This is a genomic window from Bacillus sp. F9_6S_D1_P_5 (genome assembly GCF_054823925.1).
This window is the reverse complement of sequence record NZ_JBTREW010000004.1, coordinates 195,455-216,454: the sequence shown is the minus strand read 5'-3', so window position 1 is coordinate 216,454 and position 21,000 is coordinate 195,455. Positions and strand designations below refer to the sequence as shown.

Below are 21,000 nucleotides of genomic sequence, written 5' to 3'. Positions count from 1 at the left end.
CGGACAAAAAAAGAGATATAACTAGGAGGCTTTTTTGCATGGATTCTATCCTGACGATCGTTATCATTGTAGTAAGCTCTATTCTAGTGCTGCTCATGATAGAGCTTGTGATAAGAAATCGTTCATATAAAGATATTGAAGCACTGGAGCAGTGGAAACAAGAGATAAAAGATAAACCCGTGGCAGATGAACTAAAACGGGTAAAAGATTTAAATATGACGGGTCAAACAGAAGAACTGTTTGGTAAATGGCGTGAAGAATGGGATGAAATTGTATCAACAACCCTTCCGAAAGCTGACAAAGATTTAGCGCAAGCGCGAAAATTCGCCTCGCAATTCTCCTTCCGAAAAGCAAAGCATGCGATGAATGAATCCATAAGTGGTTTAGATGACGCTGATAATCGTATTACAGACATTTTAAATGAATTACAGCAATTGTTAGAAAGCCATGAAAAGAATAGCTCGGAAATTGAAGGGTTACGTGATACATATCGTAGTATGAAGAAGAGTGTTCTTGCTCATAGACATATGTATGGAGCAGCAGAGCAGAAAATTGAAGAGATGCTAGACGCTGAATCTGAGAAATTTAAAAGCTTTGAAGAAGCAACAAATAATGGTGACTATTTAAAAGCAAGAGAAATTGTTATTAGTTTGGAAGAAGGTTTAGCAGGTTTAGAAATCATTATTCACCAAATTCCAGATTTATTGGTAGAGTGTCAAGCGACGTTACCAGTTCAGCTGGAAGATTTATTACACGGACATAATGATATGGTAAGACAAGGTTATGTATTAGAGTATTTGGAAATCCCTAAAGAATATCGCGATATGACGAAACAACTACAAACATGTTTAATGGATATACAGGAGCTTCACATAACGGAAGCGGCTGAAAAAGTAGAAAACTTAAAAACTCGTTTAGATGGCTTCTACGATCAACTGGAACAAGAAGTACATGCGAGACATTATGTGGAGCAAAAAACACTTTCTGTTTATGAAGACTTAGAAGAAATTCGTAACGAAACGATTGAAACGAAAGCAGAAACGCAACTTGTGAAACAAAGTTATCAGTTACAAGATAAGGACATTGAGTCTCAAAAAGTAATTGAAAAGCAAATGCACATTTTAATGAAACGTTTTGAAATGCTGCAATTACGCGTTGCTGAACAAGATATTGCCTTCTCTATCATTCGTGAGGAACTAGAAGAGGTTTATGAGCAATGTGAAACATTAAAAGTACTTCATGCAGAATATAAAGAAATGCTGCAAACGATGCGTAAAGAAGAATTTGAAGCGCGCGAGAAGTTACAAGAAATGCGAAATACTATTTTCGAAACGAAACGCTTTATGCAAAAGTCGAATTTGCCAGGTCTTCCAGAAAGTATTATGGAAGATTTAAAAAGAGGACAAATGGCAATGCAAGCTGTATATGAGCAATTAGAAGTGAAGCCGTTAAATATGAATGCTGTAAATAGCAGTTTAGAAGAAGCGTACACAACTGTTAATGGTGTAGCTGAAATGACAGAAGAGTTAATTGGACAAGCGTATTTAGTTGAAAAATTAATTCAATATGGTAATCGTTACCGTAGTCATGATGAGAACCTTGCAGAGAGCTTAAATTATGCGGAGAAATTATTCCGTGAATATCAGTACGATGCAGCTTTAGAACAAGCGGCTTCTGTACTAGAGCAACTTGAGCCTGGCGTTGTTCAAAAAATAGCGGAATATGTAGACAATGAACAAACCCTTTCATAAGGGTTTGTTTTTTTGTGTAAATTTGAGGGCGATGTTGCTATAATGAATAGCGGAATACAGTAAGGTTATTCGTTTTAAAATATAACGGAACCTTTTAGTAGTCTTAGCGTAATGACACGTATTTGTGATATGATTATATGATGTGACAGCGCTGAAAGGGGAAGAACGATGATCTATTTTGATAATAGTGCGACGACAAAGCCATATCCAGAAGCTCTTCAATCGTACGTAACGGTTGCAGGGAAATATTTTGGGAATCCTTCTTCTATTCATTCGCTTGGAGGAGAGGCAGAGCGTCTATTAACACAATCAAGAACAATTGCAGCGCAGCTTCTTCACGTTAAACCTTCTGAGATTATTTTCACATCAGGTGGAACAGAAGGGAATAACCTTGCGATTAAAGGGATAGCGATGAGGAATCGTTCGCGCGGTAAACATATCATTACAACAAATATTGAACACGCGTCTGTGTTTGAAGCATATAAACAATTAGAAGATCTCGGTTTTGATGTAACATATTTACCGGTTAATGAGCATGGTGTTGTATCGGTAGAGGATGTAAAACGAGCACTTCGTGAAGATACGATTCTTGTGTCAATTATTCACGTGAACAACGAGACTGGAGCAATTCAGCCTGTTGCTGAAATTGGAACGTTATTATCGAATTATCCGAAAATAAGATTCCATGTGGACCATGTACAAGGGATAGGAAAAGTACCGCTTAATTTATATGCTTCTCATATTGATCTTTGCTCAATATCTGGACATAAATTCCACAGTGTAAAAGGGACAGGTCTTCTTTATGTACGTGATGGAGTAAGGTTAGATCCAATTTTATCAGGTGGTCAACAAGAGCTGAAGTATCGCTCTGGTACAGAAAATTTACCTGGCATTGTAGCGATGGTGAAAGCACTTCGCATGACAATGGAACAAGTGAAAGAAAAGGTAGCTCATTTGCAAAGTTTACAAGCAGAGCTTGTCCGTTTCTTTAAAGAGATGGAAGACGTAACGATTAATACGTCGCTTGCATACGCAGCACCGCACATTTTAAATGTATCATTTGTAGGTTTAAAACCAGAAGTGGTCGTTCATGCTTTAGAAGAACACGGTGTATATGTATCAACGAAGTCTGCTTGTTCTTCAAAAGCAAATGAAGTGAGCAGAGTGTTAGTGTCAATGGGAGTACCGCATGCCGCTGCTGCAAGTGCTATTCGCATTAGTTTGGCACCAGAAAACACGATGGAAGAAGTTAAACAATTTGAAGGTATTGTGAAAGAAACAATGCCAAAATTATATGAAGTGATGAGGTAAAGGAATATGATGACATATGAATATATTTTAGTTCGTTATGGAGAAATGACGACTAAAGGTAAGAACCGTTCTAAGTTTGTAAGCACATTAAAAGATAACGTGAAATTCAAACTGAAAAAATTCCCAAATATTAAAATCGATGCAACGCATGACCGTATGTACATCCAATTAAATGGTGAAGATCATGAAGCGATTTCTGAAAGATTGAAAGATGTATTCGGTATTCATAAGTTTAACTTAGCGATGAAAGTACCGTCAGAATTAGAAGATATTAAAAAAGGTGCATTAGCAGCTTTCTTACAAGTAAAAGGCGATGTGAAAACATTTAAAATTACTGTACACCGTTCTTATAAGCATTTCCCAATGAGAACGATGGAATTATTACCTGAGATTGGTGGACACATTCTAGAAAATACTGAAGATATTACAGTAGATGTTCATAATCCAGATGTAAATGTACGTGTAGAAATTCGCAGTGGTTATAGCTACATCATGTGCGATGAGCGTATGGGAGCTGGTGGTTTACCAGTTGGCGTTGGCGGAAAAGTAATGGTACTTCTTTCTGGTGGTATCGATAGCCCAGTAGCAGCGTACTTAACGATGAAACGCGGCGTATCAGTGGAAGCAGTTCACTTCCATAGCCCACCTTTCACAAGCGAGCGCGCGAAACAAAAAGTAATCGATTTAGCACAAGAACTAACGAAATACTGTAAACGTGTGACACTTCACCTTGTTCCATTTACAGAAGTGCAAAAAACAATTAATAAAGAAATTCCATCTAGCTATTCAATGACAGTTATGCGCCGTATGATGATGCGTATTACAGAGCGTATCGCAGAGGAGCGTAATGCACTTGCAATTACGACTGGTGAAAGTCTTGGACAAGTAGCAAGCCAAACGTTAGATAGTATGCATACGATTAACGAAGTAACAAACTATCCAGTTATTCGTCCACTTATTACGATGGATAAATTAGAAATTATTAAAATCGCTGAAGAAATCGGCACATATGATATTTCAATTCGTCCATACGAAGATTGCTGTACAGTATTCACACCAGCAAGCCCAGCGACGAAGCCGAAGCGTGAAAAAGCAAATCGTTTTGAAGCGAAATATGATTTCACACCATTAATCGATGAAGCTGTAGCGAACAAAGAAACAATGGTATTACAAACGGTAGAAGTAGTGGCGGAAGAAGAAAAATTCGAAGAACTTTTTTAAAACCATAAATTACCATATCTAAATCGTGTATGAAGTCATGTTATTTATCACACTCTATACTCACAAGGAGGTGATATAACATGTCACGTAGCACAAATAAATTAGCGGTTCCTGGTGCTGAATCAGCATTAGACCAAATGAAATACGAAATCGCTCAAGAGTTTGGTGTTCAACTTGGAGCAGATGCAACAGCTCGCGCTAACGGTTCTGTTGGTGGTGAAATCACTAAACGTCTAGTTTCACTAGCTGAGCAACAATTAGGCGGTTACCAAAAATAATCCCATATAAGATGGCTTAGAAAGAGCGGGTTCCCCCGCTCTTTCTTTTTGTTGTTTGCATCGTTATACATTCATTTCGACATAGATATAAAAAATTTGTCAAAAGAAGAGGGTTTAAAATAGACAGAAAATTCTTTATTATATAAGGGAGGCATAAAGAAAAAAGGAGGATGTTTATGAAGAGAGAAGAATTGTTGGCACCGCCGTCTTATAATTTAGTTTCTGAAATAGAGAAATATACAGGTGATAAAGAGAAGCTTGCTTTAATTTGGCAAGATGATAAAGGGAATAGACGAGAAGTTACATACGCTGAGCTTATGCAAGGTGCGAACAAAATTGGAAACGCTTTTATAAAGAGTGGTCTGCAAAAAGGGGACAAGCTTCTCATTATGATACCACGTTTAATTGAAGCGTACATGACGTATATCGCTGCGATTAAAGCAGGATTTGTCGTAATTCCGAGTTCGGAAATGTTGCGCAAAAAGGATATCGAATATCGCATCGAGCACGGGGAAGTAAAAGCAATTGTAAGTTATGAGCCGTACATTGGACAGTTTGATGATATAGAAGCGATGGAATCTCTTCAAAAATTCGTTCTGAGCGAGCAGTCAGTAGATGGATGGATTAATTTAAAAACAGCGTTAGAAACAGAAAGTGATATGTTAGAAATGGCGAAGACAGATAAAGAAGATATGGTCTTTTTATCTTATACGTCAGGAACGACAGGAAATCCAAAAGGTGTTGTTCATACGCATGCGTGGGCATACGCTCATTTACGTACGAGCGCTCCAAATTGGCTCGGAATTGAAGAGAATGATGTTGTGTGGGCAACGGCTAGTCCAGGCTGGCAAAAGTGGATTTGGAGCCCGTTTTTAGCAACTCTCGGATCAGGAGCGACAGGATTTGTATACCACGGTAAATTTGAACCGAAAACGTATTTAAATTTATTAGACGATAATAAGGTGAATGTGCTTTGTTGTACGCCGACTGAGTATAGATTAATGGCAAAAGTAGAAAATTTAAGTGAGTACAATTTAGAAGCGTTACATAGCGCTGTATCCGCAGGTGAGCCGTTAAATAGAGAAGTCATTGAAACGTTCCAAAAACACTTTAATATTACAGTAAGAGACGGCTATGGGCAAACGGAGAATACATTGCTCGTTGGTGTAATGAAAGGGATGGATATTAGACCAGGATCAATGGGGAAACCAACGCCAGGCAACCACGTTGATATTGTAAATGAGGAAGGTATTCCGGTACAGGTAGGAGAAGTTGGTGATATCGCAGTTCACATGGAAACGCCAGCCCTCTTTAAACAATATTATAAAGACGATGAGCGCACAGTGATGCAATTCCGTGGTGATTATTATATTACAGGTGATAAAGCGAAGAAAGATGAAGATGGATATTTCTGGTTTGAAGGGCGCGGTGATGATATTATTATTAGCTCTGGTTATACAATCGGACCGTTTGAAGTAGAAGATGCGCTTGTAAAACATCCTTACGTAAGAGAGTGCGCAGTTGTCGCCAGCCCTGATGAAATTCGCGGAAGTGTCGTGAAGGCATTTATCGTATTAAGAGAGAATATAGAAAAGAACGAAGAAACATTAATTCCAATACTCCAACAACACGTCAAAGAACTCACTGCACCATATAAATACCCTCGTAAAATTGAATTTGTAGATGAACTACCAAAAACGATTTCTGGAAAAATTCGTCGTATTGAACTTAGAAAACAAGAGATGGAGATTCCTTCAAAATAATTCCGAAAATAGTTGAATGAACTGTAAACTATGTGATACTATAAAAGCGAACACAAGTTCGATTTTATAAACTAAAAAAAGAGGTGTCCGTATGATTTTAGGTATTAATCCGTACTTAGTTTTAGATGGTAGTGGACAAGAAGCTGTACAGTTTTATAAAGAGGCGTTAGATGCAAAAGTAGAAGTCATGCAAACTTTTGGTGACATGCCTGAAAATCCAGAATATCCGATTCCAGCTGAAGCAAAAGAGCGCGTTTTACATGCTACTTTAAAAGTTGGTAATACGGACCTTATGATTTCTGATACATTTCCAGGTCAAGGGCATGCAATCGGATCTCAAGTAACAATTGCAATTCAAATTAGTAATGCAGAAAAAGCAAAAGAAGTATTCGATAAGTTACAAGAAGGTGGCGAAGTTATTATGCCACTTCAAGAAACGTTCTGGAGCCCAGCATACGGACAACTAAAAGATAAATTTAGCATTGAATGGCAAATTACAACGTCTACTACTGAACAAAAATAATTTTTGGAAAAGCACCATTTTTAATCGAAATGGTGCTTTTTATATACGAACGAATTTCGTAGACTAAAGAGAAAAGGGGGATAAGCATATGGGAGAAATTTGGTATGGCGGCACCATTTACACGATGCGAGAAGAGAATGAAAAAGTAGAAGCAATTTATGTTGAAAAGGGTATGATCGTTGATGCCGGGAGTAAGGAAGAGTTAGAAGACCGATATGCTACGGTTAAATTGCACGATTTAGAAGGCAAAACGATGATTCCAGGTCTCGTTGATAGTCATATGCATCTTATTGGGCATGGAGAGAGGTTACTTCGTCTAGATTTATCAAACTGTACATCTTATAGCGAAGTGCTGACTCTCGTGCGGAAGCGAGTAGAAGAAGCACCAAAAGGTTCTTGGATTATTGGAGAAGGATGGAATGAAAATAATTTTACAGATACAAGGCAAGTTCATGTACGTGATCTAGATGAAATCTCTACAGAACACCCTATTTTATTAAAGCGTGTTTGTCGTCACGTTACATGGGTGAACTCCTACATACTGCAAGAAGCGAACATAACAGAAGCGACGCAAGATCCGAAAGGCGGGAAAATTGGCTGTGATTCATCAAATATGTTAACAGGGCTTTTATATGAACAAGGGCAAGAGTTAATTAAACATGTACAGCCAGAAATTGATGAAGCTTATTTACAAAGAGCTCTGCAAACAGCAATTAAAGACTGCTGGCAATATGGTCTCGTTGGTGGGCATACGGAAGATTTAAATTATTACGGTGGTTTTAGAAAAACGTACAATGCGTTTTCTCATGTTATAAAGGAAATGCCATTTAAAGCACATTTACTCGTTCACCATGAAGTAGCACAGGAACGAAAAGAATATGAAAATGAACACTATGTTGAGTTTGGTGCAATGAAAATTTTTTCAGACGGTTCTTTTGGCGGAAGAACAGCTTTATTAAGTGAACCGTATGAAGATGCGCAAGAAACAAATGGAGTTGCAATCTTTTCACGCAAAGAGCTTGCAGAGTTAGTGAAAAAAGCACGAGCTTTACATATGCCAGTAGCAATTCATACAATCGGTGATTTATCTCTTGAATATGTCATTGATGCACTTGAATTATATCCACCAGCAGAAGGATTACGCGACCGCATTATTCATTGTCAGCTCGCTCGTGAAGAGTTGATTGAGAGAATGAGAAACTTACAAGCCATTGTTGATATACAGCCAGTTTTTGTTTCATCAGATTTTCCATCAGTCATTGAAAAACTAGGCGAGCATCGTCTTCGTTATGCATACGCGTGGAAGACGTTACTAGAAGCGGGATTATACTGCAGCGGTGGATCTGACGCACCAATTGAACAAGTGAATCCGTTTTTAGGCATATATAGCGCTGTTACACGTAGAAGTTTTATTGATGGTATATGTTATATGCCGGAGGAAAGATTAACAGTATACGAGGCTATCTCTCTGTTTACAACAGGAAGTGCCTATGCAATTGGAAAAGAAGCGAAGCGAGGACAAATCGCGAAAGGATATGAAGCGGACTTTACGATATTAGATCGCAATATTTTTGAAATAGAGGCAGAAGAAATAAAAGAGGTGCAAGCAGAATTGACCGTAATTGATGGGGAGATTGTGTATAGGAAAGACGAGTGAAAATATATCGACTTACCGACAACAACTAACAAGAATATTGGCCAATAGCGAGAGAAATAAATAACCGCCGAATTATGGAATCCCATAATTCGGCGGTTATTTTCATACTATAAAAACGTTCTCTGTACTTTTTCCCAGAAGGAATTGTTTTTCAATTTAACTGTTTTAATTTGTTTATCGCTTAAGCGTACAACAGCTTTTTCCACTTGTTTAATGCTAAGCGCTTCATTATCCATACCGATAACAGGATAGTCGTTACCGTCTGGTCTTAGTTTTAAAGTTAATGTACGCTTATGATTTAAGATAAATGGTGAACCGAGCGTACGGTATGTGTTGTTATTTAATGATGCTAATTCGCTTACTTGGAAGCATGGGATAAGCGGGTCAACAACTGCACCATGTAATGATTTATTGTAAGCTGTGCTTCCTGTTGGGGTAGAAACGACTAAACCGTCCCCTCTAAATGTTTCGAAATATAGATCATCAACGTGAACATCTACAACGAATGTTTTAATGATGCTAGAACGTAATGAGAACTCATTTAAACAATGGAAAGATGTACCGTGATCTACATCTACCTGAATTGTTGGGTATTTTCGCACTTCAATTTCATTTTTTGTAATTTCTTGAAGGGCTGTATCAACGTGATCAATATGGAAATCGCAGTAGAAAGAAGTTTCATCTTTCGTAGAAATCCCTGCGTATAAGCAATCTTCTCTAAAACCAGTTTTACGAACGGCTTGTAAGAAAGTTGCATCATCTCCAACACTGACGATAGCGTTTGCATTTTTTGGATGGTCTAATATGGTAAATCCATTCTCTTCTAAAATACGATAGATTGGTTTCATTTTTTCAACGAGCGTTGCTTTGTCATCACCATAAAAGAAAAATAAATTGCGACGATCTGCCATTATGTATCCCTCCACTGCAGTTAAATTTGCTGTTCTTCGTGCTACATACCTTCTTGAAGATATGTTCAAATAATATATTTCGATATAAAATGTCAAAATACCTTTTTATTTTTAGAAAAATTTTTATATTCAATCTTATGGGATCCTGTTTAATGATGAATAAACTTGTCGATAATGGGTACGGAGTGAAAGGATGATACGTATGAAGTGGTTCGTAATTGGAATAATAATTCTTCTCCTTTTTATTTTGCTTATACTATTGTCGAAAATAAAGCTTAAAGTGACATTTTTATATTCAGAAATGGAAAAGCAATGTTTGTTTCAAGTGAAAATATGGATGATTCGATATACATTCGATGTGTTGGAAAGAATTGAAAAGCAACAGAAAAAGACGGGACAAAAGATTAAAAAAGCTGAAGAGGATGGCGGATTAGATAATAAAATTATAGCGCAACTGGATAGTATGGGGGAGCTGATAAAAAAGCTGCAAGAAGTTCATACTATTGTTAAAGATTTTCTCAAACGAGTGAAAATCAATGGTTGGAGATGGCACACGCAAATTGGTGCAGGTGATGCAGCTAGCACTGGAATTGTCACTGGATATGCATGGGGGACAAAAGGAATGGCTGCTGGAGTTGTAGGACAATATATGCATATTGTAGACGTACCAGAATTTGAAATTACTCCTGTTTTTCAAGGGAAAGGATTTGCGTCAAGATGTGAGTTAACGGCATCCTTTCGCATATTTCGTGCTATAAAAACAGGAATTAAATTACTTGTATTTATGAGAAGACAAAGATCTGGTGCGACTGAAAAATCTGTTCAAGCATAGGGGGGATATAGAATGGACCATCCAATTCAAGGTTTAATGACAACCGCAATGCAGCATTTAAAACAAATGACTGATGTAAATACAATTGTTGGTGATCCGATTAAAGCGGCAGATGGAAGTGTAATTCTTACCGTTTCGAAAGTTAGTTTCGGCTTTGCCGCTGGTGGAAGTGAATTTGGTAAAGTAGAACATTCAGGCCGTCATCCATTTGGCGGGGGAAGTGGTGGAGGAGTTTCTATTAATCCTGTTGCTTTTCTTGTTATAAATGGAGAAGGTGTAAAAGTGTTGCATTTAGATAAGCAAACACACGTCATTGATAAAATAATTGAATTAGCACCACAAGCTGTTGATAAAGTGAAAGAAATGATGGATAAACGAAAAGAAGACGATCCTGAATTTCAAATTTAATGAATAAAGAAGCTGATCAATGGATTGGCTTCTTTAATTTTTTTGTAAATAAAGCGATTTTATTTGCATTATCGATAGGGACAAACTATCATTTACATTGTACATATTTTGTTTAAATAAGGGAGGATTTTCAAGTGGCAAACGTAACTTTTAAAGGTAACCCAATGACTTTAGTTGGAACAGAAGTTAAAGTTGGCGATCAAGCGCCAAACTTCCAAGTGTTAGCAAATGACTTATCTCCAGTAAGTTTAGAAACATACAAAGGCGAAGTAAAATTAATTAGTGTTGTACCTTCAATCGACACAGGTGTGTGTGATGCACAAACACGTCGTTTTAACCAAGATGCAGCAGGTATTGAAAACGCGAAAGTATTAACAATTAGCGCTGATTTACCATTCGCTCAAAAACGCTGGTGTGCAGCAAACGGTTTAGAAAATGTTGTAACACTTTCTGACCACCGTGACCTTTCATTCGGTGAAGCTTACGGCTTAGTAATGAAAGAGCTTCGTTTACTTGCTCGTGCGGTATTCGTAGTAGATAGCAATGACAAAGTAGTTTACGTAGAATACGTAAGCGAAGGTACAAGCCATCCAAACTATGAAGCAGCATTAGAAGCAGCTAAATCGGCAAAGTAATGCGAAGGAAATGACCTCTTATAAAGAGGTCGTTTTTTCTCATATATTGCTTCGTAAAGGTACCGATATATGAGAAAAAACGTTATATCATATATAACTTGAAGGGGAGCTCTTTGCAGGAGGTCGCTTTTTCTTTTTGGAAAAAAACACTTTGTGGTATGATATAAGTTATGTGTAAAAGAGAGAAGGAGGAATGTACGTGAGTCAGACAGTAGAAACATTATTTTCTATTTTTGATTCTTCTGCGGTAGTTTTACGTAAAGAATTAGATGTAACATATTTAGAGGCGCTTGTAGAAACAGGTGATAACTTGTTTGAAGGAGCGATTTTGCAAGAGGAATTATCTGAATCAGCAATTGAAAGGCTGAATCGTGAATATAGTACGTTTAATGAAGAAACATATAAAGGTGAAGAAATTCGTAAAGCATTTCAGTTAGCCATCTTAAAAGGAATGAAAGAAGGCGTACAAGCGAATCACGAAATGACGCCTGATGCAGTTGGCATGTTTATGAGCTACTTATTCCACAAATTTATGCAAGGTCAAAACGAAATTACTGTGTTAGATCCTGCAATTGGAACAGGTAACTTAATGACTACAGTGTTTAATAGCGCCAAAGAAGGACTAACAATGAGTGGATTTGGTGTAGAAGTGGATGAAGTGCTAATTAAGCTTGCTTTAGTAAATGCGAATTTACAAAAGCATGCAATCGAATTCTTCCATCAAGATGGACTAGCACCACTTTATATCGATCCGGTTGATGCAGTCGTTTCAGATTTACCGATTGGTTACTATCCAAATGAAATTGGTGCAAGCGAATATAAGTTAAAAGCAGATGAAGGAATGTCGTATGCCCATCACCTATTTATTGAACAAAGTGTGAAACATACGAAAGAAGGCGGGTACTTATTCTTCTTAGTACCGAACTTCATTTTTGAAAGTGATCAAGCACCAAAATTACATGCATTTATTAAAGAAACGTGCTTTATTCAGGGGTTATTACAGCTACCTGTTTCCATGTTTAAAAACGAGAAAAATGCAAAAAGTATATTTGTTCTCCAAAAGAAAGGTCCTAGTGTAACGATGCCAAAACAGGCGTTATTAGTGGAGTTACCTAAATTCTCCAACATGAAGGCGATGGAGAACATTATGGATCAATTAAATACTTGGTTTGCAACGCATAAATAAGGCTAGGTATATGTAACAGGGTTAGTAATTCATGTAATACAGTTTTATATGATATGTCATATTTTTAAATATATACTAGATTAAACTGAATTTTTTTGAAATCTGTAATATATATTTTTTCTTGGTGTTACAATTTTTTCACTTGAAATATATGTCGGACGATGTTTAAATTAAAATCGTGAGTATAAAATTTACTAATGATGAAACGTTTTCATATGTGGTAAATTTGATCAGATAAAATCGAGCGGTTTGTGGACATATCCACACAACTACCAAGAGAAAAAGGGGCGAAAGACTAGATGTCAAAAATCATCGCGATTAACGCAGGAAGCTCTTCCTTAAAATTCCAATTATTTGAAATGCCAAGTGAAACAGTATTAACAAAAGGTTTAGTAGAACGTATCGGTTTAGAAGATAGTATCTTCACTATTACTGTAGATGGCGAAAAGCAAAAAGAAATTACAAACATTCCAGATCACGCAGTAGCAGTTAATATGCTTCTTAAAAAATTAACTGAAAACGGAATCGTTAAGTCTCTAGATGAGATCGGCGGTATCGGTCACCGTGTTGTTCACGGCGGCGAAAAATTTGCTGACTCTGTTTTAATTACTGATGAAGTATTAGCTGATATCGAAGAATTAAGCGATTTAGCACCACTTCATAACCCAGCAAACGTTGTTGGTATTAAAGCATTCCAAGAAGTATTACCAAACGTACCAGCAGTAGCAGTATTCGATACAGCATTCCACCAAACAATGCCGGAATCTGCATTCCTATACAGCTTACCATATGAGTACTACGAAAAGTTCGGTATCCGTAAATACGGTTTCCACGGAACTTCTCATAAATACGTAACTGAGCGTGCGGCTGAATTATTAGGTCGTCCACTTGAAAGCTTAAGCTTACTTTCTTGTCACTTAGGTAACGGTGCAAGTATTGCAGCAGTAGAAGGCGGTAAATCTATCGATACTTCTATGGGCTTCACTCCACTTGCTGGTGTAACAATGGGTACACGTTCTGGTAACCTTGACCCTGCGTTAATTCCATACATCATGGAAAAAACAGGCCAAACAGTAGAAGAAGTAGTTAACGTATTAAACAAGAAGAGTGGTATGTTAGGTCTTACTGGTTACTCTAGTGACCTACGTGACATTATTGCGAAAGAAGAAGAAGGCGATCACCGTGCGAAAGTAGCACTTGATGTATTCGTAAGCCGTATCCACAAATACATCGGTTCTTACACTGCTCGTATGAAAGGTGTAGATGCAATCATCTTCACAGCTGGTGTAGGGGAAAACAGTGCAATTATTCGTGAGCGCGTATTAGAAGGCCTTGAGTACATGGGCGTATACTTCGACGTAAAACGTAATAACGTATTTGGTGAAGAAGCATTTATCAGCTTCCCACACTCTCCAGTAAAAATTATCGTAATTCCAACTGACGAAGAAGTTATGATCGCTCGTGACGTACTACGTCTTGGAGATATTGGTTAATATACTATATGAAAAGAAAGACGAGATCCTATAGGATTTCGTCTTTTTTCTTTTGGATATAGTTTAAAATTCCATCTGGATATAGTACTTGTTTCTCTTGAATGAATGCTGTAATGGGAATCCATTTCGCATACGATACTGTCTGTTCATCTTGTATATTCAGTGTTTCCATTTCATATAGTGACGTGTCTAATAAACGTAAAGAATATAGCTGAATGATTTCATGACCAATTTCTCCATTAAGATGAAAGATGTTTTCTAAGCAGCCTAAATAACTGGTGATTTCCACTTCTGTATGAAGCTCTTCTCTAAATTCACGAATAACGGTATGTGCTGATTTTTCACCAAGTTCAATTGAACCGCCAAGAGGTCGGTAATATGTTTCATCGACTGTATGATATTCTTGTACGAGAAGGCGACCGTGATGTGTGGCAAGACCGAATGCTTTTGCACGTGGATACATATACAATCACTCCTTATTTGTTTTGTATAAGGAAGATTATAATGTGTTTTGTAATAAAAGGTGTCGTGTATTTAAGAATGTGGTCTAATTGTGATTCCATCAAATAAGTCATTCCAAAATCCTTCATTGTACTGGTATACATCCATAATAGGGCATTTTATAACGCAAATATTTTGTAATCCCCAATCTTCTTGGGTGATGGTTGGTACATCTTCAGGAATGAGTAATAGGACAGAAAAATTATGTTTGACTATTTGAGATAAAATGTGTTCCAAGGAACGTGCTTCTTCGTATGTTCCTCCAGTTCGAATAAACAATATGGATTTTTCTATTTCAATTGTAGTTAGAAAACGAGTAATTCGATGCTCATAATTTAGCTTGATTTCTGAATAAGAAGGCCAAGAAGCTGGTGTGTTTACATCTGTTTTAAAGTCGTGGCAAGAGTCGATTTCATATAGATTATCACGGAGTCTTAATTTTGCACCATCATCCCAAAATGAGATGAAGGATAAGTTTTCGAACTTTAAAAAACTTTCAAATCGATTTTGTAATAATACATTCACTTTTTCTAATGAAGGGCTTAGCATAAAATCGATAACACCAAAAAATGGTGATAATTCGAATTGATATAAAGCCCAAGCAGGCCAGCAGTTTTGTCCTAAGCTGAATACTGCATTATATTCTTTTTTTATATTGGATAGATTCATGTGGTTCATCTCATCCTTTTTGTTAATATTTTATGTCATGAAAAAATGGTGTGTGAATAAAGATAGACAAGCATATTTGCAAAGAATAAGCAGAAATATGTTACAATAGAAAAAAATCGAACGAGGTGGTTGTTACGATGCGATCGAAGCGAGAACAAGCCATTTTAGATAATATAAAAGAATGGGAATCGCAATTAGTTGAACAAGAAGCGACTGATTTTCAAAAAATGTTTGATAAATGGGTGCATACTACAATTGCGAAATTACCTGAGAAAAAACGAAAAGATTTCTTTACGAAAGCAGATGGATGGCTCTTTCATTTGCATGCATTGATTCAAAGTTCACAATCACAGTTAGATGCGCGTAATCGTATTTTAGGAACGTCGAGATTATTTGATGAATCGATTGAGCAACTAGAGGACTTAAAAGAATTATCTATTGATCAATTAACATACATAGCAGAACAGCAAACAGCTCGACATCGTTTATATTCATTCGTACAAGGCGGAGCGACGGGTGCTGGAGGTTTATTATTATTAACAGCTGATTTCCCGGTTATGATTGCGTTAAATGTGAAGGCTGTCCAACTTATTGCAACATCATTTGGGCATGATGTGAACAAGCCTTATGAAATGATGCTTGCGTTAAAGGTATTTCATGCGTCCTTACTACCAGGAAGACTTCAGCAATACGCATGGTACAATTTACTGCAAGAGCTAGAGCAAGAAGATTCGTTCTTCTATGAAGGAGACGAAGCGGTGTTGCAACCAGCTTCTACTGAAGTTGTGTTAAAACAAATTTTAAAAACATTTTCGATTTATGCTCTTCGTCGTAAATTGTTCCAAGGTATTCCGGTAATTGGAATGGCAATCGGGTCTACAGTAAATTATCGTTTAACAAGAAACGTTACTGAATTTGCAAATAGATTTTATCAAGTGCGCCACATAGTTGAGAAGGAAAAAAGAGCGTAAAAAAAGCGAGAGGCCGAAGCCTTTCGCTTTTTAATTTGTTGCATGCTTTTTGGACATTGGAATAGATACGGGTTGCTTTTCTTCTGCTTTTTCTGTTTTTGGATAATAAATTAAATCCAATGTTTTTGCCTGTACAGCAATTGAAAGAATAGTAAAAGCAATTTCTGTCCAATTTAAATAATATAATGAAAGCGCAAGAACAATCGCGTCAAAGACGAAGAAAATTTGCCCAATTGTAAAACGAGTTCGTTTACTTAATACAATTGTTAAAATATCGTCTCCGCCGGTTGCACCGCCAAATCGCAATATAAAACCGAGTCCAATACCAGCTAACGCACCGCCAACTACTGCAGCTATAAATAAATTGTTTGATAAATCGACCGTAAATGGAGAATAATTTTCCATAAGAGAATAAAATACTCCGAATGAAATCGAACCTAGGAATGAATAGCCAACCATTTTTCTGCCTAAAAATGAAGCACATAGTAAAATAATTGGGATATCCATAATTACAGTTGAAATAGATGGTGAAATATCATAAAAATTTTGGATGAATAGTGCGATACCTACAAAGCCACCTTCTGTTAAGTGGTTTTGGAAGTGAATGTGATATAGCGCTGCTGCTAAAATAAATGAACCGATTAAAACCATAAAAATTTCTTTAATAATTTGTCGACTTTGGATGTTCCTCATCGTTATTCCTTCTTTCCGTAGTTAGTAGTCCTTTTTGTGTTGTAAACTAACTACGAGCTCACATGTAGCTTCAGTTAGTTTACGAAAAAAACTAACCACGCTATATGTCGCTGAAGAAATAACGAATAATCCTCTCGTCCATCAATTCTCCCTACCTTCGTTTTAGTTTAAGTCTTAAAACGACTAAACAAAACGTGGAGTAGGATTCTTCATTTAGCAATCCTGCTCTTCTTGGTTTTGTTTAGCTAGTAACAATTAAGCTCTAAACAAAACGCTATGTGTAAGAAGAGTCTTTTTTTTGCCAAATTATCCTTCGGGCAATCATAATTTCCCCACTCTCGTATTTTTTTCGCTAGACTAAAGTATCTGAGCTGAAAAATACGCTACGTGTATGATTCGTCAATACGATGCCACATGCTCCTTCGAGCGATCATGATATCAAAATCCCTTCCTTCAAGATTTATATTATTATATCATACTTTCAAAAAATGTATGCGGATGGAAACCGACAATAAACGGAGAAAATCTACAAAAATTGTTATGTTTAAATATTTTTGTAGAAAAGCCTAAGTTATTTTGAAGAATTGGACAGTTTTTTAGTTTGTCCAATAAGTAAGAAAAGAAGAGTTTTTATTCAGTTGTATTCTTATCATCACTTTTATCTTTAAAAAACGCATCCCAGCTAATCACACTTAAAAAAGTTAAAGCGATAATAACGAAAGCACGCATAAGTTTGAACCTCCTTTTGTACATAGTATATGAATCATTCGTTTTGGAATGTGTCATTTTTTTACAAGTCTTAACTATTATGAGAGTATATTAATATAGATAGATAAAAAAGGGGGAGGAAATATGCTAAAAGACATGTTTAAAAGAAAAGAATTAATATGCGTTTCATGTCAGAAAAAGATGCAATATGAAGAGGAGCTCGTCGCTTTTGTAAAGTTGCCGAAAGAAAGAAGTATATTAGTTGGTCCGTTTGATGTGTGTTTGGCAAAAACAGCACAAGAAATATATTGTAAATCGTGTTACGACAAAAAAAGCATGACCCAAAGTAATTGAGGGCATGCTTTTTTCATTGGTGTGCCTTTCCCTCAGATACAGTTTGAGTGAGTCGATACCAAAGCCAAAGGTCATTAATGATGGAAGCGAGATCGGCAATTTCTGAATTCAGTTTGCAAGAAATTTCGAAGTCTTCCTCGTTATTTAAATGATGCTGTTTTGTATTAATAGAGTGCTCGAGTTCTTTTATGCGATCAGGAATCTTTCCGCGAATTTGTTCCCATTTTAATAAAATAGCATGCTGCATCTTTTCGGGGATATCTTCCCAATCTTCTTGTAAATGCGGAATTTCAATTCCTAGATGATCATCGTATAAGAAATACTTTTCCATAAGTTCACCCCCGTTTTCCTGCGTTTATTGTACATGAAAACAGAAAGAAGTTCGACGAAATTGTTTGAAAAAAATTGAAAATGACTCTTGATACATTTTGTAAAAGGTGTTAAAGTGTGAATTATTATAAAAGAAAATGAATATTTATTCTTTAGGGGGATGCAAAATGGAGAAGAAAAAAGTTGTATTAGCATATTCCGGAGGTCTTGATACTTCCGTTGCAATTAAATGGTTACAAGAGAAGAATTATGATATTATCGCGCTTTGTTTAGACTTAGGGGAAGGTAAAGACTTAGCATTTGTAAAAGAAAAAGCACTTTCAGTAGGTGCAATTAAATCATATATGATTGATGTTCAAGAAGAATTTGCAAATGAATATGCATTGATGGCGATGCAAGCGCACACGTTATACGAAGGGAAATACCCTCTCGTTTCAGCGTTATCACGTCCGCTTATTGCGAAGAAATTAGTAGAAATTGCAGAACAAGAAGGGGCGACTGCAGTTGCACATGGATGTACAGGGAAAGGGAATGATCAAGTTCGTTTTGAAGTTTCTATTCAAGCGTTAAATCCTTACCTAGAAGTAATTGCACCTGTACGTGAATGGAAATGGTCACGTGAAGAAGAAATTGCTTATGCAAAAGAAAACAACGTACCAATTCCGATTAATTTAGATAGTCCATTTTCAATCGATCAAAACTTATGGGGACGCAGTAATGAATGTGGAATTTTAGAAGATCCATGGGCAGCACCGCCAGAAGATGCATATGAGATGACATTGGCATTAGAAGATACACCGAATAAACCAGAGTTTGTAGAAATCGGCTTTGAAGCAGGTGTGCCAACTACTTTAAATGGCACTGTATATCCACTTTCAGAACTTATTAAAACGTTAAATGCGCTTGCTGGAAAACATGGCGTTGGACGTATCGATCACGTAGAAAATCGTCTTATTGGTATTAAATCACGTGAAGTATACGAATGCCCAGCAGCGATGACATTAATTACGGCGCATAAGGAACTTGAAGATTTAACACTCGTAAAAGAAGTAGCGCATTTTAAACCGGTGATTGAGCAGAAAATAACAGAACTTATTTATAACGGTTTATGGTTCTCACCTTTAAAACAAGCGCTTCATGCTTTCTTACAAGAAACGCAAAAGAATGTAACAGGTACAGTGCGTGTGAAATTATTTAAAGGCCATGCGATTGTAGAAGGACGTAAATCTGAGTACTCTTTATACGATGAAAAACTAGCAACATATACTGCTCAGGACGAATTCAATCATGATGCAGCAGTTGGATTCATTTCATTATTCGGTTTACCGACGAAAGTATACAGCCAAGTGAATCAAAAGAAGGTGGAAGCGTGAGCAAACTTTGGGGCGGACGTTTTACAGAAGAAGCGGAAGCGTGGGTTGAAGAGTTCGGAGCATCCATCTCTTTTGATCAACAATTAGTAAATCAAGATATAAACGGAAGTATTGCACACGTAACGATGCTAGCAAAGCAAGGCATCGTTACGAAAGAAGAAGCCGATAAAATAAAGGTAGGTCTTCAATATTTATTAGAAGAAGCGAAACAAAATAAATTGCATTTTTCGGTTGAAGCGGAAGACATTCATTTAAATATCGAAAAGATGTTAATTGAAAAAATCGGTGAAGTGGGAGGGAAACTTCATACTGGCCGAAGCCGTAATGATCAAGTAGCGACAGATATGCACTTATATTTAAAAGAAAAAGTAGAACATATTATAAAAGCTACAAAACAATTGCAAACTGTTCTTGTTCATCAAGCAGAAAATAATATTGAAACCATTATGCCTGGTTATACGCACTTGCAACGTGCCCAGCCAATTTCATTTGCTCATCATATTCTCGCTTACTTTTGGATGTTAGAGCGTGATGTGAATCGTTATGAGGACTCATTAAAGCGCATTAACATTTCGCCATTAGGAGCAGGAGCGTTAGCTGGGACAACATTCCCGATTGATCGAGAATATAGTGCGGAGCTTCTTGGATTTAATGGAATCTATGAAAATAGTTTAGATGCAGTGAGCGATCGTGATTTCATACTGGAGTTCTTAAGTAACTCATCTATGCTCATGATGCACTTATCACGCTTTTGCGAAGAACTTATTTTATGGAGTAGCCAAGAGTTTCAATTTATTGAAATGAGCGATCAATACGCAACGGGTAGTAGCATTATGCCGCAAAAGAAAAATCCAGATATGGCGGAACTTATTCGTGGTAAAACAGGCAGAGTATACGGTAATTTATTTAGTTTACTTACAGTCATGAAAGGATTACCGCTCGCTTACAATAAAGACTTGCAAGAAGATAAAGAAGGAATGTTTGATACAGTAAAAACAGTAGAAGGGTGCCTTCATATTATGGCAGGCATGTTAGAGACGATGACTGTAAACAAAGAAAAAATGGGGCAAGCTGTGACGCAAGATTTCTCTAACGCAACAGAAATTGCTGACTACTTAGCAAGTAAAGGACTACCGTTCCGTCAAGCTCATGAAATTGTTGGGAAGCTAGTGCTACACTGCACACAAAAAGGAATTTATTTAGTAGATGTACCACTTGAAACGTATAAAGAAATGAGCTTGTTATTTGAAGAAGATTTGTATGAAGTTCTTTCACCATATGCCGCTGTAAAGCGCCGTAATAGTGCTGGCGGGACAGGGTTTGAACAGATTGAAAAAGCTTTGGAGAAGGCGAAAGGGTTAGTTGGAGAGTTTGTTGGAATTAAATGATGCATAACATAGAAGGTAAGGTGCTTTTTTAGAAAGCACCTTAC

General features: G+C 36.8%; 21 protein-coding genes. 16 read left to right on the top strand and 5 right to left on the bottom strand.

All coding sequences use genetic code 11. The features are described from left to right. Nucleotides 1–38 precede the first annotated feature (38 nt). The 7 genes from ezrA to ACUXEY_RS07525 all read left to right on the top strand — a co-directional run bounded on the left by ezrA (nucleotide 39) and on the right by ACUXEY_RS07525 (nucleotide 8,504). Nucleotides 39–1,751 (top strand): septation ring formation regulator EzrA, encoded by a 1,713-nt coding sequence (gene ezrA / locus ACUXEY_RS07555; RefSeq protein ID WP_166703023.1) that lies wholly within the window; start codon nucleotides 39–41, stop codon nucleotides 1,749–1,751. 168 nt (nucleotides 1,752–1,919) lie between these two features. Then, on the top strand, nucleotides 1,920–3,062 hold the full coding sequence (locus ACUXEY_RS07550) for a cysteine desulfurase family protein (protein WP_000638965.1): 1,143 nt from the start codon (nucleotides 1,920–1,922) through the stop codon (nucleotides 3,060–3,062). Nucleotides 3,063–3,068: 6 nt separating this feature from the next. Then, nucleotides 3,069–4,283: a tRNA uracil 4-sulfurtransferase ThiI gene (gene thiI / locus ACUXEY_RS07545; protein ID WP_048531737.1), complete on the top strand. Its 1,215-nt coding sequence runs from the start codon at nucleotides 3,069–3,071 to the stop codon at nucleotides 4,281–4,283. A gap of 80 nt (nucleotides 4,284–4,363) precedes the next feature. Further along, a complete protein-coding gene (locus ACUXEY_RS07540; RefSeq protein ID WP_000091640.1) occupies nucleotides 4,364–4,561 on the top strand; it encodes an alpha/beta-type small acid-soluble spore protein in 198 nt (65 codons plus the stop codon). A gap of 176 nt (nucleotides 4,562–4,737) precedes the next feature. Further along, nucleotides 4,738–6,324: an acyl-CoA synthetase MbcS gene (mbcS, locus tag ACUXEY_RS07535; protein ID WP_461300398.1), complete on the top strand. Its 1,587-nt coding sequence runs from the start codon at nucleotides 4,738–4,740 to the stop codon at nucleotides 6,322–6,324. A gap of 91 nt (nucleotides 6,325–6,415) precedes the next feature. After that, complete coding sequence (locus ACUXEY_RS07530) at nucleotides 6,416–6,847, top strand: VOC family protein (RefSeq protein WP_166703021.1); 432 nt, start codon at nucleotides 6,416–6,418, stop codon at nucleotides 6,845–6,847. Nucleotides 6,848–6,935: 88 nt separating this feature from the next. Then, the gene (locus tag ACUXEY_RS07525) at nucleotides 6,936–8,504 is read left to right on the top strand and encodes an amidohydrolase (protein WP_461300397.1); all 1,569 of its coding nucleotides are present in this window, start codon (nucleotides 6,936–6,938) and stop codon (nucleotides 8,502–8,504) included. Between the two features lie 107 nt (nucleotides 8,505–8,611). On the opposite strand, the gene ACUXEY_RS07520 is transcribed toward ACUXEY_RS07525, so the two are convergent. Then, complete coding sequence (locus ACUXEY_RS07520) at nucleotides 8,612–9,415, bottom strand: NAD kinase (RefSeq protein WP_166703019.1); 804 nt, start codon at nucleotides 9,413–9,415, stop codon at nucleotides 8,612–8,614. 193 nt (nucleotides 9,416–9,608) lie between these two features. Between ACUXEY_RS07520 and ACUXEY_RS07515 the strand changes: the two genes are divergently transcribed. From ACUXEY_RS07515 to ackA, 5 genes are all read left to right on the top strand, one after another. Then, the gene (locus ACUXEY_RS07515; protein ID WP_429600624.1) at nucleotides 9,609–10,247 is read left to right on the top strand and encodes a DUF2953 domain-containing protein; all 639 of its coding nucleotides are present in this window, start codon (nucleotides 9,609–9,611) and stop codon (nucleotides 10,245–10,247) included. 12 nt (nucleotides 10,248–10,259) lie between these two features. Next, nucleotides 10,260–10,655, top strand: a complete 396-nt coding sequence (ytfJ, locus tag ACUXEY_RS07510; RefSeq protein WP_000350005.1) for a GerW family sporulation protein — start codon at nucleotides 10,260–10,262, stop codon at nucleotides 10,653–10,655. 134 nt (nucleotides 10,656–10,789) lie between these two features. After that, on the top strand, nucleotides 10,790–11,290 hold the full coding sequence (tpx, locus tag ACUXEY_RS07505) for a thiol peroxidase (protein ID WP_000024529.1): 501 nt from the start codon (nucleotides 10,790–10,792) through the stop codon (nucleotides 11,288–11,290). A gap of 199 nt (nucleotides 11,291–11,489) precedes the next feature. Then, nucleotides 11,490–12,476 carry a class I SAM-dependent methyltransferase gene (locus tag ACUXEY_RS07500; RefSeq protein ID WP_144612252.1) on the top strand — a complete coding sequence of 329 codons (987 nt, stop codon included), beginning with the start codon at nucleotides 11,490–11,492 and terminating at the stop codon, nucleotides 12,474–12,476. 299 nt (nucleotides 12,477–12,775) lie between these two features. Continuing rightward, the gene (ackA, locus tag ACUXEY_RS07495; RefSeq protein WP_098288802.1) at nucleotides 12,776–13,969 is read left to right on the top strand and encodes an acetate kinase; all 1,194 of its coding nucleotides are present in this window, start codon (nucleotides 12,776–12,778) and stop codon (nucleotides 13,967–13,969) included. Nucleotides 13,970–13,997: 28 nt separating this feature from the next. Here ackA and ACUXEY_RS07490 read toward each other — a convergent pair whose 3' ends face one another. Further along, entirely contained in the window at nucleotides 13,998–14,432 is a 435-nt protein-coding gene (locus tag ACUXEY_RS07490; RefSeq protein WP_461300396.1) for an NUDIX hydrolase, read from the bottom strand. Between the two features lie 71 nt (nucleotides 14,433–14,503). Next, entirely contained in the window at nucleotides 14,504–15,139 is a 636-nt protein-coding gene (locus tag ACUXEY_RS07485) for a DUF1796 family putative cysteine peptidase (RefSeq protein WP_461300395.1), read from the bottom strand. 137 nt (nucleotides 15,140–15,276) lie between these two features. Between ACUXEY_RS07485 and ACUXEY_RS07480 the strand changes: the two genes are divergently transcribed. Beyond that, on the top strand, nucleotides 15,277–16,110 hold the full coding sequence (locus ACUXEY_RS07480; protein ID WP_166703015.1) for an EcsC family protein: 834 nt from the start codon (nucleotides 15,277–15,279) through the stop codon (nucleotides 16,108–16,110). Between the two features lie 30 nt (nucleotides 16,111–16,140). On the opposite strand, the gene ACUXEY_RS07475 is transcribed toward ACUXEY_RS07480, so the two are convergent. Beyond that, the gene (locus ACUXEY_RS07475; RefSeq protein ID WP_063260715.1) at nucleotides 16,141–16,803 is read right to left on the bottom strand and encodes a YitT family protein; all 663 of its coding nucleotides are present in this window, start codon (nucleotides 16,801–16,803) and stop codon (nucleotides 16,141–16,143) included. 852 nt (nucleotides 16,804–17,655) lie between these two features. Here ACUXEY_RS07475 and ACUXEY_RS07470 point away from each other — a divergent pair. Next, nucleotides 17,656–17,865: a hypothetical protein gene (locus ACUXEY_RS07470; RefSeq protein WP_166703014.1), complete on the top strand. Its 210-nt coding sequence runs from the start codon at nucleotides 17,656–17,658 to the stop codon at nucleotides 17,863–17,865. Nucleotides 17,866–17,878: 13 nt separating this feature from the next. On the opposite strand, the gene ACUXEY_RS07465 is transcribed toward ACUXEY_RS07470, so the two are convergent. Then, complete coding sequence (locus ACUXEY_RS07465) at nucleotides 17,879–18,196, bottom strand: radical SAM protein (RefSeq protein ID WP_461300394.1); 318 nt, start codon at nucleotides 18,194–18,196, stop codon at nucleotides 17,879–17,881. Between the two features lie 166 nt (nucleotides 18,197–18,362). Here ACUXEY_RS07465 and ACUXEY_RS07460 point away from each other — a divergent pair, with 166 nt between their 5' ends. After that, nucleotides 18,363–19,568, top strand: a complete 1,206-nt coding sequence (locus ACUXEY_RS07460; RefSeq protein ID WP_461300393.1) for an argininosuccinate synthase — start codon at nucleotides 18,363–18,365, stop codon at nucleotides 19,566–19,568. Next, complete coding sequence (argH, locus tag ACUXEY_RS07455; protein ID WP_461300392.1) at nucleotides 19,565–20,956, top strand: argininosuccinate lyase; 1,392 nt, start codon at nucleotides 19,565–19,567, stop codon at nucleotides 20,954–20,956. The genes ACUXEY_RS07460 and argH overlap by 4 nt, the downstream gene beginning before the upstream one ends. The last annotated feature ends 44 nt before the right edge of the window (nucleotides 20,957–21,000 follow it).

Coding starts and splice junctions, on each gene's coding strand:
- ezrA (WP_166703023.1), top strand. CDS start 39: ATGGATTCTATCCTGACGATCGTTATCATTGTAGTAAGCTCTATTCTA.
- ACUXEY_RS07550 (WP_000638965.1), top strand. CDS start 1,920: ATGATCTATTTTGATAATAGTGCGACGACAAAGCCATATCCAGAAGCT.
- thiI (WP_048531737.1), top strand. CDS start 3,069: ATGATGACATATGAATATATTTTAGTTCGTTATGGAGAAATGACGACT.
- ACUXEY_RS07540 (WP_000091640.1), top strand. CDS start 4,364: ATGTCACGTAGCACAAATAAATTAGCGGTTCCTGGTGCTGAATCAGCA.
- mbcS (WP_461300398.1), top strand. CDS start 4,738: ATGAAGAGAGAAGAATTGTTGGCACCGCCGTCTTATAATTTAGTTTCT.
- ACUXEY_RS07530 (WP_166703021.1), top strand. CDS start 6,416: ATGATTTTAGGTATTAATCCGTACTTAGTTTTAGATGGTAGTGGACAA.
- ACUXEY_RS07525 (WP_461300397.1), top strand. CDS start 6,936: ATGGGAGAAATTTGGTATGGCGGCACCATTTACACGATGCGAGAAGAG.
- ACUXEY_RS07520 (WP_166703019.1), bottom strand. CDS start 9,415: ATGGCAGATCGTCGCAATTTATTTTTCTTTTATGGTGATGACAAAGCA.
- ACUXEY_RS07515 (WP_429600624.1), top strand. CDS start 9,609: ATGATACGTATGAAGTGGTTCGTAATTGGAATAATAATTCTTCTCCTT.
- ytfJ (WP_000350005.1), top strand. CDS start 10,260: ATGGACCATCCAATTCAAGGTTTAATGACAACCGCAATGCAGCATTTA.
- ackA (WP_098288802.1), top strand. CDS start 12,776: ATGTCAAAAATCATCGCGATTAACGCAGGAAGCTCTTCCTTAAAATTC.
- ACUXEY_RS07490 (WP_461300396.1), bottom strand. CDS start 14,432: ATGTATCCACGTGCAAAAGCATTCGGTCTTGCCACACATCACGGTCGC.
- ACUXEY_RS07485 (WP_461300395.1), bottom strand. CDS start 15,139: ATGAATCTATCCAATATAAAAAAAGAATATAATGCAGTATTCAGCTTA.
- ACUXEY_RS07480 (WP_166703015.1), top strand. CDS start 15,277: ATGCGATCGAAGCGAGAACAAGCCATTTTAGATAATATAAAAGAATGG.
- ACUXEY_RS07475 (WP_063260715.1), bottom strand. CDS start 16,803: ATGAGGAACATCCAAAGTCGACAAATTATTAAAGAAATTTTTATGGTT.
- ACUXEY_RS07470 (WP_166703014.1), top strand. CDS start 17,656: ATGCTAAAAGACATGTTTAAAAGAAAAGAATTAATATGCGTTTCATGT.
- ACUXEY_RS07465 (WP_461300394.1), bottom strand. CDS start 18,196: ATGGAAAAGTATTTCTTATACGATGATCATCTAGGAATTGAAATTCCG.
- ACUXEY_RS07460 (WP_461300393.1), top strand. CDS start 18,363: ATGGAGAAGAAAAAAGTTGTATTAGCATATTCCGGAGGTCTTGATACT.